Origin of the sequence: Vibrio olivae (assembly GCF_042428525.1) — a bacterium.
In the GTDB taxonomy this organism is placed as follows: domain Bacteria; phylum Pseudomonadota; class Gammaproteobacteria; order Enterobacterales; family Vibrionaceae; genus Vibrio; species Vibrio olivae.
Window position 1 is genome coordinate 53,186 of sequence record NZ_JBHMEP010000007.1, and the last position, 11,564, is coordinate 64,749.

General features: G+C 44.6%; 9 protein-coding genes. 7 read left to right on the top strand and 2 right to left on the bottom strand.

Annotated features, from left to right (window positions below; translation table 11 throughout):
• Positions 1-44: 44 nt before the first annotated feature.
• Entirely contained in the window at positions 45-1,010 is a 966-nt protein-coding gene (locus ACFFUV_RS17525; protein ID WP_390195231.1) for a helix-turn-helix transcriptional regulator, read from the bottom strand.
• Between the two features lie 361 nt (positions 1,011-1,371).
• Here ACFFUV_RS17525 and ACFFUV_RS17530 point away from each other — a divergent pair, with 361 nt between their 5' ends.
• The 5 genes from ACFFUV_RS17530 to ACFFUV_RS17550 all read left to right on the top strand — a co-directional run bounded on the left by ACFFUV_RS17530 (position 1,372) and on the right by ACFFUV_RS17550 (position 8,423).
• Entirely contained in the window at positions 1,372-3,798 is a 2,427-nt protein-coding gene (locus ACFFUV_RS17530) for a beta-glucosidase (protein ID WP_390195233.1), read from the top strand.
• Between the two features lie 194 nt (positions 3,799-3,992).
• Positions 3,993-4,454, top strand: coding sequence for an IS200/IS605 family transposase (gene tnpA, locus ACFFUV_RS17535; protein WP_390195235.1), 462 nt, complete (start codon positions 3,993-3,995; stop codon positions 4,452-4,454).
• A 304-nt stretch (positions 4,455-4,758) separates the two neighbouring features.
• Entirely contained in the window at positions 4,759-6,765 is a 2,007-nt protein-coding gene (locus ACFFUV_RS17540) for a beta-glucosidase (RefSeq protein WP_390195237.1), read from the top strand.
• Positions 6,766-6,810: 45 nt separating this feature from the next.
• Positions 6,811-7,170, top strand: a complete 360-nt coding sequence (locus ACFFUV_RS17545; RefSeq protein ID WP_390195239.1) for a fibronectin type III-like domain-contianing protein — start codon at positions 6,811-6,813, stop codon at positions 7,168-7,170.
• Positions 7,171-7,625: 455 nt separating this feature from the next.
• The gene (locus ACFFUV_RS17550; RefSeq protein ID WP_390195241.1) at positions 7,626-8,423 is read left to right on the top strand and encodes a hypothetical protein; all 798 of its coding nucleotides are present in this window, start codon (positions 7,626-7,628) and stop codon (positions 8,421-8,423) included.
• Positions 8,424-8,494: 71 nt separating this feature from the next.
• On the opposite strand, the gene ACFFUV_RS17555 is transcribed toward ACFFUV_RS17550, so the two are convergent.
• Entirely contained in the window at positions 8,495-9,628 is a 1,134-nt protein-coding gene (locus tag ACFFUV_RS17555; protein ID WP_390195243.1) for a fatty acid desaturase, read from the bottom strand.
• 161 nt (positions 9,629-9,789) lie between these two features.
• On the opposite strand from ACFFUV_RS17555, the gene ACFFUV_RS17560 reads away from it, so the two are divergent.
• Entirely contained in the window at positions 9,790-10,350 is a 561-nt protein-coding gene (locus ACFFUV_RS17560) for a GNAT family N-acetyltransferase (protein ID WP_390195246.1), read from the top strand.
• A gap of 101 nt (positions 10,351-10,451) precedes the next feature.
• Positions 10,452-11,558 carry an efflux RND transporter periplasmic adaptor subunit gene (locus ACFFUV_RS17565; protein WP_390195248.1) on the top strand — a complete coding sequence of 369 codons (1,107 nt, stop codon included), beginning with the start codon at positions 10,452-10,454 and terminating at the stop codon, positions 11,556-11,558.
• The last annotated feature ends 6 nt before the right edge of the window (positions 11,559-11,564 follow it).

Below are 11,564 nucleotides of genomic sequence, written 5' to 3' on the forward strand. Positions count from 1 at the left end.
AATCATGGAGTTGACGCGGTGTTCGAACGTAACACTGCGGCATTCTAATTTATTTGAGATTTTACTTTGCGGTAGTTAAGTGGCGCCATCCCCATATTGGTATAAAAGAAACGAGAGAATGCGCTGGACGAGCCAAATCCGGTGCGATCGCTAATTTCTTGAACACTGCAACGAGAATGTAATAAAAAGTGCAATGACATATCCAAGCGAACTGATTTTAAAAGCGCTGAAAATGTTGTATTTTCTTGAGATAGTTTTCTATATAAAGTCCATCGGCTAATATTAACTTCAGAGCATACTGAATTTAATAAATTAGATTCGTTACTCGGTCTGTTTTTCTCAACTTTATCTCTAATTATTGTTTTTATTATTGTAGAAAAATAGTTTTTTTGTCCTATTTCAATACCAATGTCTATTAACGCCGAACGCTGAATTTTAATGATGTTTGGATTATATATTTGTGAGCATTTTTTAACCTGGTGGTTTAGGAAATACATATCGTTATACGCGTTGTTCCAAATGACTTTTGTGTTAAATACTTCTTCATAAATACTCTTCTTTAGTACTGGATTTCCTGTTAACTTAATTTCAACTGATAAATTTGGGTCGATAATTTTTGCCATTCCATAAAGATTAATAAAGTTGGCTAAGGCGGAATAACTGGTTTTATGGCTAATGAATTCGTCGGTATAGCGTAGCCGAGTATACTGCTGTTCCGATTGGCAGGTGAGCTCATCACAACTGCCGACAATAAACCTAAACTCAAGGTAACGTGTTAATAGTTCAAAGATTGATTCGCTGTTTATGCAGTAACTGACCAGCTCAGGGAACGAGGCATAGAACCCTGCTAAGATTTTGGCAGGGTCTTGCATCAGTTCGGTCAGCATGAGCTGGCGATGGTCTTTATAGAGGAGATCCATTAATTTTCCATAAGGATCTTTATCTATTCTTCCATGGTGAAGTGCCAGTTCATATTCAGAGATATGACAGGTACTTTTTAGTTGATCCACATCTTTACCTTGCTCGGATAAAGATTTGAATATATTAGCCACTACGCGGTTTGATATATTTCTCATCGTTATATTATTCATTTTTTGTTTGATGATAATAATCAAGTCTAGCTAGGTTTGTGATTCGTTTCACGCTTGCATTTTTCTGACATTATCCTGATAAATATCATTCTAAAGTTTTATTTTTGATTACAGTCACAAATGAATATTACTGCTACCAAGAGTTAAAATATCGCAACGGTGAGGTAAGAATAGATTTATTTTGACTATTAAAGTTAATGCGGTGCCAATGGACATACCTTCTGTCGATATTTTTATTATGTCTTTGGTTTATAGGGGTTAATAAATAAAGGAAACGAACATGAAAACGAAGCATTTTAAGTTCAACCCTATCATGCTTGCATTAGCTATCTCGGTTACGGTCATTGGTTGTAACGACGATGATGATTCAACGAATCCTGATCCTCAGCCGCCATCTAACGGAGAAACCACCAATTATCGTGCTCAGGCCGAGCAGATGGTGGCGCAACTGTCAGTCAGTGAAAAGTTGGATATCGTCACTGGCCCGGGAATGAATAACCCAGAAGGCGCGGTGAATTTATTGCAAGATGTACCTGGGGTGGCGGGTTATATTAATGGTGTTGTCAATGATGATGTAAATATTCCTGCCACCAAGTTAAGTGACGGCCCCGCTGGGCTAAGGATCGAACCAACACGCGATGGTGACGAAAATACCTATTATGCGACTGCTTGGCCGATCGGTTCGGTTCTCGCCTCTTCATGGAATAAAGAACTGGTTGAGCAAGTGGGTGAAGGGCAAGGCAATGAAGCCCTTGAGTATGGGGTCGATGTCATTCTTGCACCAGGCATGAATATTCAGCGTAACCCTCTAAACGGTCGAAACTTTGAATACTATTCAGAGGATCCGGTACTCAGTGGGCGAATGAGTGCAGCGATGGTCGAGGGGATGCAGTCTCAAGGGGTAGGGGCAACCATCAAGCACTTTGTGGCCAACGCCTCAGAAACCGACCGTTACTATGTCGATGATATCGTTGAGCCTCGTGCCTTGCGCGAAATTTACCTTCGAGGGTTTCAGATTTCTGCGGATGAAGCCGAACCGATGGCTATCATGACGTCTTATAACCTTGTGAACGGAACGTATGTTAATCAGCGTGAAGATGCCTTGATAGATATCGTTCGCAACGAATGGGGCTTTGATGGCATGGTCATGTCAGACTGGTTTGCTGGTAATATCATGCAGATAAATGATGCAGTCCCTGTTGACCCAGATTCCGCATTGAAGCAGCAAATCGCGGGAAACAATTTGATTCAACCTGGAAACAACAAAGAGAGTCTACAGCAAGCTTATGATGCAGGAGAACTTACCGATGAGGTGCTCGATCGCAACGTTGTAGAGATCTTAACCCAAGTACAGAAAATGCCGACGTATCGTGGCTATGACTATTCGAATCAACCTGATTTAGACGCTCACGCCACGCTAGCCCGTCAAGCCGCAGCAGAAGGAACCATTTTGTTGAAAAACAATGACGCTGCGCTGCCGATTACTTCGGGGAGCTCACTGGCAACCTTTGGTGTCAATCAAGTCAATTTTTACAAAGGTGGAACAGGCAGCGGTGATGTCAACGCTGCGTATACCGTCAACTTGATTGAAGGGCTTGAGCAAACATACCAAATCAATAGCGCGTTGACTGAGTATTACGAAAATTACTTTGTCGAAAATCGCGTGGAAGTCGGCAATTTACTGGGCACCAACTACGAGTGTGAAGACGCACCAGTAACCGATAATCCAGAACTGCAAGTGTTAGTGTCGCAAGCGGCGCAAGATAATACAGCAGCAATTGTGACGTTTGGACGTCAAGCGGGTGAGGGTGGGGACCGTTCACCTGAGCAAGGGGATTACCGCTTAAGTACTCAGGAACTTGACATGTTGACGCAAGTGGCTGAAGCGTTTCATGCGCAAGATAAGAAAGTTATCGTGGTACTCAACGTCAACGGCATTATTGATACCAGTGATTGGGCAGACTTAGCCGATGCGATTTTATTGCCATATATGGGGGGGCAAGAAGCAGGAAATGCCGTTGCGGATGTGGTCAGCGGTGCGGTGAACCCAAGCGGTAAATTGGCGCAAACGATTCCTAAAGCGTACAGCGATGTTCCTTCATCAGAAACCTTCAGCGGGCTTGATACCAATGATGATGGTGTGATCGATGAAACGCATATGAATGAAGGTATTTATGTCGGCTATCGTTATTACACGTCGTTTGACGTCGATGTGGCGTATCCGTTTGGGTATGGCTTATCTTACACCACCTTTGATTATGGTCAGCCAACGATTGTCGAAAATACGCTTTCTTCAGGGTCGGATGGTGCGATTTCTTTTACTGCAACCATCACCAATTCTGGCACCGTAGCGGGTAAAGAGGCCGCCCAACTGTACGTCAGCGCGCCAGAAGTGAAATTAATGAAACCGACTATCGAGCTTAAAGATTTTGCTAAAACCGATGAGTTGGCTCCGGGCGCATCACAATCATTGAGCTTTAACGTACCGGCGAGTGTATTGGCAAGCTTTGATCCAGAGAACAACCAATGGATCGTTGAGTCAGGCACTTATTCGGTGTATGTCGCACCATCGTCTGATATCACCGATGTCGCGCCGATTACGTTTAGTGTAGCGAGTGAAATTGTCGTCAGTGATACGACGCCTGGTGCGTTTGCGTTACCTGAAGGTGTCGATGCTGCGTCCTTTGTGACCGTTGCTGAACAATAATCTATTTTTCAGAGAACTTGGCGCTCTAGCTGCATGGTTAGAGCGCCTTTTTGTATAGAGAAAACCCCCAGCTAGGCTGGGGATTCCGTAAAGCTTATAGCTATAAGTCAGTTATATAACCCCTTTCAATTTGATAAAAACGTCTTGTGGTCTGGCAACTGCAAGAGTTAATTAAGAATTGAAAGGGGGTCCCAATGGGGGACGAAAAGAGCTTAGCGCACACGCGATGGAACTGTAAATACCACATAGTCTTTGCACCGAAATATATAAGGCAAGTTTTCTACGGAGAAAAACGTAGAGCGATAGGTGAAATATTGAGGAAACTATGTGAATGGAAAAATGTGAACATTCTTGAAGCGGAATGTTGCGCGGATCATATCCACATGCTTTTAGAAATACCGCCCAAAATGAGTGTTTCAGGGTTTATGGGGTACTTGAAAGGCAAAAGTAGCCTAATGCTTTATGAACGATTCGGCGATTTGAAGTTTAAATATAGAAATCGAGAGTTTTGGTGCCGAGGTTATTATGTAGATACGGTAGGTAAGAATACGAGCAAGATACAAAATTACATCAAGCACCAATTAGAGCAGGATAAAATGGGAGAGCAATTATCGCTCCCGTATTCAGGTAGCCCGTTTACGGGCCGCAGGAAATAGTCGTATGCAAATGTCAGATCACTACGCGCCTGCTAGGGCGCTGCCAGTAGGAGAGCCTTATAGGCGCATATGAAAAACCACCGGCTATGCCGGTGGATACTTTTAATGCGTGAATTATAAGTCTAGTCCATTGTTTTATGACGCTATTCACACTTATTGATGGTTGCAACCGAGGGTATAAATCACGCAACACAAGGGTAAGACGCAAATTGTCCGGGTGATTAAAGTGGCAATGTGGTGACCGAACAGGGATGAAAACCTTCGGCAGCACAACGCATTAAACACCAGAATTTAAGGATAATATATGAAAAACAGTGGCTTTAAGTTTAACCCAATAATGCTCGCACTTGCCGTGGCGATCGCAGCGACAGGCTGCAGCGATGACGACGACAATAATGATGCGCCTTCTCCTGGTAATGGCGAAACCAGCAGTTATCGCGCCCGTGCAACGCAGATGGTTGAGCAGATGTCAGTTAGCGAAAAGTTGGATGTGGTTTCAGGGCCGGGTAGTGACCAGCCGATTAATTTAACTCATGATGTGTCCGGTGCCGCGGGTTATATCAATGGCGTAGTCAACGACAACCTTAACATTCCAGCGGTAAAACTGGCGGATGGCCCAGCAGGGCTTCGGATTAATCCAACTCGTGAGGGTGACAGCAATACTTATTACGCAACGGCTTGGCCAATAGGATCGGTTCTCGCTTCAACCTGGGATAAACAACTCGTAGAACAGGTCGGTGAAGGGCAAGGTAACGAAGGTTTAGAATATGGGATCGATATACTTTTGGCTCCCGGAATGAACATTCAACGTAACCCGCTTAACGGGCGTAACTTCGAATATTACTCAGAAGACCCGATATTAAGTGGGAAAATGGGCACCGCGATGGTGAATGGTATGCAATCACAAGGTGTCGCAGCCACCATCAAACACTTTGTTGCCAATGTGTCTGAAACCGATCGTTACTATGTGGACGACATCGTCGAGCCGCGAGCGATGCGTGAAATTTACTTACGAGGTTTTCAACTTGCCATCACTAATGCGCATCCATTATCACTCATGACCTCTTTCAATAAGGTCAATGGGACTTATGTTAATGAGCGCTATGACATGTTGAGAAGTATTCTACGTGATGAATGGGGCTACGAAGGACTGGTCATGTCAGATTGGTATGCGGGCAATATTTTTGCGATGAACCCATTGGTTCCCGCAGACCCTGATGCCGCTGTGAAACAGCAAATGGCTGGCAATAACTTGCTCCAGCCTGGTAATGCCAAAGAGAGTTTGCAGCAAGCGTACGACGCCGGGACGTTAACTGATGACGCCCTTGATCAAAATGTCATTGATATCTTAACGCAAGTTCAGCAAACGCCAACCTATCGTGGCTATGAGTACACCAATCAGCCAGACTTAGACTCTCACGCCGCATTAGCAAGGCAGGTCGCTGCAGAAGGTACGATCTTGCTGAAAAATACCGATACCACGTTGCCGATCACCAGCGGCGCGTCTCTCGCGACCTTTGGGGTCAACCAAGTGAACCTCTATAAGGGGGGCACCGGCAGTGGAGATGTCAATTCTGCCTATGCAGTTAACTTATTGGACGGGTTAAGCCAGCAATATCAACTCAATGCTGAACTGGTCGATTATTACCAACGCTACTTTGAGGAGAATCAATATGAAGAAGAGGTTTTCTTCAATACCATTATCAAATGCGACGATCCTATGGTGTCCGACAACAGTGATTTAATGGCACTGGTTGAGGACGCGGCACAGCACAACGATGCGGCTGTGATCAGCTTTGGGCGTCAAGCGGGTGAAGCCGATGACCGCGATTCGGGTCGTGGTGATTACCTTCTTAGTGACTCAGAGTTGGATATGGTTCAGCAGGTGTCACAAGCATTCCATGCACAAGGGAAAAAAGTGATTGTGGTATTAAACGTTAATGGCGTGATTGATACCAGTGAGTGGGCAACGGATGTTGATGCCATTTTGTTACCTTATATGGGTGGACAGGAATCAGGCAATGCGGTCGCGGATGTATTGAGTGGCGAGGTGAATCCTAGTGGTAAGCTGGCGCAGACCATGCCGTTGAGTTATGACGATGTGCCATCTTCAAGTACATTTGAGGGGCTAGATACCGATAGCGACGGTGTTATTGATGAAACCCATATGAATGAGGGGATATACGTCGGCTACCGTTATTATACTTCGTTTGATGTCGACGTTGCCTATCCGTTTGGTTACGGGTTGTCTTATACCACCTTTGATTATGGTCAACCAACAATCGTCGAGAATACGCTTTCAACAGACTAAGAAGGCGCGATTTCATTTCGTGCGACGATTACCAACTCGGGTAATGTGGCAGGTAAAGAAGCGGCGCAGCTTTATATTAGTGCGCCAGAAGTCAAACTGATGAAACCGACTATTGAGCTCAAAGATTTTGCTAAAACAAATGAATTGGCTCCGGGTGAATCTCAACCATTAACCTTTACCGTACCGGTTAGTGTGTTAGCAAGTTTTGACCAAAACAGTGATCAATGGATCGTCGAGCCTGGAAATTATTCGGTTTATGTCGCCCCTTCATCTGAGGTGAGTGACATCACTCCGATTACGTTCAATGTCGCTAGTGAGATCATCGTCAGCCAAACTACGCCTGATGCAATGGCGCTACCCGAAGGGGTTGAAGCGAGCTCTTTTGTCACTGTCCCAGAACAGTAATCACCTATCCGATGGGCGTATGAAAGGCGGCGCTTGCCGCTCTAACGCGACATTCATTGAGCGTACCCCCTAGAGCGCAGCCGTGCTTGCATCGTGCATGGGTAAGCCTAAGTCCGATTGGCCTTGGGCTTTTTTATTTAAGACTAATATCAGCGTTTAAAGCGCAGCGGTTTATTATGTACGTCTAAGTAACTGATATCTCTTTTCTTATTTCTAGGATTATCAAAATGTGATGTAACGCTCGGTAAATTTATTCATTCGTATTGGCATTGGCGCTGGTATGCACCAAAACTACGATTTGGTTTCATATATAGCGCCAAAAAAGTGCACATAGCTCACAAAAAGGCGTGTTTTTGTGAAGCTGATATGTTCTTTTCTCAATAAATCAATTGCTTAAATAAGTGGCATATATTGTGCTGTATGCATAGGTAGGTGGGTATAGAGGAGAGAATGTTATGGATGCATTCAACTATCATTCGTTTAATCATTTGGTGGGTGATGTTTCGGCATTACTGTTTACAAGCAGCAAACACGACATCATGAAGTACCAAGGTTCGATCAACCAATTAACTCAGGCGATCGAATATGTACGTCATCATCGTGCTTTAACGCATGCAGCATTAAGTGGTGAGGCATACAGTCGTAAGGCGCTGAACCATTTGCAAGGCAACCTCAAACGTAGCGCAGAAGATATCGTCAAAAACCGAGTCATCGGTAAAAAGGTTGACCGTATCGCGTTAAAAAACCACATGCTTCATCTTGTTGATTCCATCGGTGAGCTTTCACTTCCTAAGAGTTTGGTGGTGCATGGCAAAGTCATCCGTGAAATGATTTTCCAAATTGATGAGCAGATGTTAACCGCAATGACCAAAGCCAATAAGTTAAATATGGCGGGGGACTATAACGATCAGTGGCAAAGTGTAATGAGCGCAGTTGAAGCGCTCACCCAATATCGCTTGTCGATTGTCGCTATGCACCTTGATCCGCGTGATGATATGTTGGTTAATCGCGCTAAGCTATTGCACAAAAAAATGGTCAAAGTCAGCTCATGCTACCAAGGATATCACCGCAAATTGGAAGAGTGCATGATTGAACTCGAGCATTACACCAAAATTGAAAATATGGAGAGCAGCGTCGAATTTCAGCAGCATCTCTATGGTCTGTGCTCTGAAATCTCCGCGTCCTTGATTGAAGTCTATAAGCAAATTACCGATCACACATGTACCAAGGTATTTAATGCATGTGTGGATTAAAACGTTGAACAACGAATAACAATGTCAGTGCTAAAAAATTAAGCCCCGCTAATCAGCGGGGCTTTTCTGTCTCAGGCAATACGCGTTGTCATGAGATGCCAATTGCGTCTTTGCTGTTTTAACTCTTGCTTGAGCTGCGTATATTTCATTTGTAACAGGGAGTGTTCGTACTGTTTCATGACGGTATCGTATTTACTTTCCAGTAGCTGCTTTTGTGTTTGATAGTAGTCATTTAACGTTTGGGTTAGACGCTCAAACTCTTGGGCAAGCTTTGCACTGTGTTCTTGCTGGGTTGGATCGGCACTTAATCGCGTCTGGGCATATTGAAGCTTGGCCTTGGCTTTCGCCAGTTCAATCCGCAAATCAGAAACGCTTCTTAGCTTTGTAGTTAACCCCACCCATGAACAACTTTTAATCAACCATTTGGTTGGATCGTATTGCCACCAACGAACGCCGTTACGATAATCGTTTTCGAAGATGTGATGGAAATTGTGGTAACCCTCACCGAAAGTAAACACGGCAAGTACAGCGTTATCACGGGCGCTGTTTTTTGTTGTATAGGGTTGTGACCCCCAAACATGGGCCAACGAATTGATAAAGAATGTCGAGTGATGGCTGAGACATAAACGCAGAACGCCCACAACCAGTAACATCCCCCAAATATCTTGGTAAATAATGCCCAGTAGTAGAGGTATACCAATATTGGTAAGTAGCACCAGTGGTAGATAGTATTTATGTTGCCACATCACAACCTTATCTTTCTGTAGATCTCGACAATTGGTGTAATCAATATGTTGATTGGTCGCGTATTCTCTTAGCATCCACCCAATATGGGAAAACCAAAAACCACGTCCGGCTGAATAGGGATCTTTATCATTATTATCGACGTGCTTATGATGCACGCGGTGATCAGAGCTCCAGTGCAGCGCACTATTTTGTAAGGCAAAAGCCCCACCTAAAGCAAAGATAACCTTGAGTGCCGAATGGGCTTCATAGGTTTTGTGAGACCACAAGCGATGATATCCGGCCGTGATCGAGAGATTACAAAAGCTAAAAGTAATGAGTAGCCAAACCCAGTGCTTCGCATCGATGCCATATTGGTATGCGTACCAAGGTACGACACCACAGCTGATTGCAAATAATAGAGTAAACAGTATCACGTTTTGCCAAATTATCGGCGGCTTGGTGTTGGTCGAAGTCGTCATAAAAGTTAATTTTGGGCTTACAAGTGTGCGCTAGAATATCAGTGCTTATCACTAAGTCAAATGAATATAGTGATAAACACTAAGTTTGTTTGGCTTTTGCTTAACAAATGAATAGTATGAATAAGCAAGTTATCCTTACAGGAAGTAATAAGGAACTAAGAATGGAAATAAATGTAGCCGAATATAACGATTTTGAAGCCATCGCCCAGTTGCATACTCGAAGCTGGCAGAAATATTACAAGGGCATACTTAAGCAACACTATCTCGATGATGAGATTCTCTCTGAACGCCGAGCAATTTGGCAGACGCGTCTTACTAATCCCCCATTTAATCAACATATACTTAAGCTTGAAGATAACGGCAAATTGTGTGGTTTTGTCTGTGTGTTTGGCAATCATGACTTTTTACGTGGCAGCATGGTGGATGCGCTTCACGTTGATCCTGATTATCAACATCAAGGCATCGCTACAACATTACTTACAGCCATGGCGGAATGGCTGGAACATTTTTTCAAAGATTCAGGCGTTTATCTCGAAGTGTTAGCGAAGAACCAGCAAGCCATCGAATTTTATGAGCATATTGGTGGAGAGTTCTCCCAGTCACGTCAATGGACAGCACCATGTGGTTCGGTTGTCGAAGAACTGATTTACGCTTGGAAATCGCCGAGCTTTCTGATGCAAAAGTTGGGTCTACATGATTCTTTATCATTAGAAACACCTTGATACAAAGAACAAATCCGGATTGACACTGTCCGGACATTCCTCAGCAAGCCGTTATTTAGATTGAGCATCCTTTAAAGCCTTACTTAAATAGCGGGTATTTTATGAACGCCAGACTTGCTGCCGTTACTCTGTCGAGCGTGCTTGTGCTCACAGGGTGCGGTGAACAACGCACCATGTCACCTTCTGCTTCGCCAGTTGTCACTGTGAGCACTGCACAAACCTCAACCTATGCCTTTCAAAAAGCCTATACCGGCCGCATTCAAGCCGTTGAAGACACGGATATTAGTGCCCAGGTAACCGGTTATTTGACCGAACGTCATTTTAAAGAAGGGCAAATCGTAGAAGCGGGTCAGCGGCTTTACTCCATTGAGCCGTCAGCGTTTGAAGCACAAGTTGCCAGCGCGGAAGCGGCGGTTGCGCAAGCAAATGCAGCGTTAAAGAAAGCCGAGCTTGATTACCAGCGCGGAAAGCAACTTCTTCCTCAAGGCAGTATTTCACAAGCCGAATTTGATGCGCTCTCTGCGTCATTGCTGAGTGCGCGAGCTCAGGTAAAAGCCGCACAGTCACAACGAGATTTGGCAAAGACCCAGCTCTCATACACGCAAATAGTGGCGCCTATCAGTGGGCGTATCGGCGCCAGCAAAGCCAGTAAAGGGGACTTACTCTCCCCCAATATGGGCGTGTTGACGACAATCGTAAGTCTTGATCCTGTGCTCGCCGCCTTCAACATCAGCGAGCGTGAGCGTTTGCAATTCAAGATTGAAGGCGAAACTCAAAGTGCGAATAGAAACACTACCGTTGAGCTTGAATTGGAAAACGGCCAACGTTATGCCGAAAAGGGCGATATTGAATTTGTTGATAACCGTATTTCCCTGACCACGGGGACGTTGGCCATGCGGGCGCGCTTTGCGAATCATCAGCATTATTTAATACCCGGTCAACATGCAAGGGTGATCATTAAACAAGCAGAGCCAAGTACGGTACTGACAGTACCAGAAAAGGCAGTACAAAGGGACCTAGAAGGGAATTTTGTTCTCGTCGTTGACTCTGATGGCAATGCGCATCGCCGTATTGTATCTCTTGGGCCTATTTCGCCGCAGGGCATTATTGTCCGCAGCGGTATTAAGGCCGGCGAGCAGGTTATCACTGAGGGGCTTCAGCGTGTAAGAGATGGGATGCCTGTCACCATTCAGCCTAATCAGGAGTAGTCAGGT

Excerpts from the sequence above, each read along its gene's own strand:
- ACFFUV_RS17530 (WP_390195233.1), top strand. The coding sequence starts at position 1,372 with ATGAAAACGAAGCATTTTAAGTTCAACCCTATCATGCTTGCATTAGCT.
- tnpA (WP_390195235.1), top strand. The coding sequence starts at position 3,993 with ATGGGGGACGAAAAGAGCTTAGCGCACACGCGATGGAACTGTAAATAC.
- ACFFUV_RS17540 (WP_390195237.1), top strand. The coding sequence starts at position 4,759 with ATGAAAAACAGTGGCTTTAAGTTTAACCCAATAATGCTCGCACTTGCC.
- ACFFUV_RS17550 (WP_390195241.1), top strand. The coding sequence starts at position 7,626 with ATGGATGCATTCAACTATCATTCGTTTAATCATTTGGTGGGTGATGTT.
- ACFFUV_RS17555 (WP_390195243.1), bottom strand. The coding sequence starts at position 9,628 with ATGACGACTTCGACCAACACCAAGCCGCCGATAATTTGGCAAAACGTG.
- ACFFUV_RS17560 (WP_390195246.1), top strand. The coding sequence starts at position 9,790 with ATGGAAATAAATGTAGCCGAATATAACGATTTTGAAGCCATCGCCCAG.
- ACFFUV_RS17565 (WP_390195248.1), top strand. The coding sequence starts at position 10,452 with ATGAACGCCAGACTTGCTGCCGTTACTCTGTCGAGCGTGCTTGTGCTC.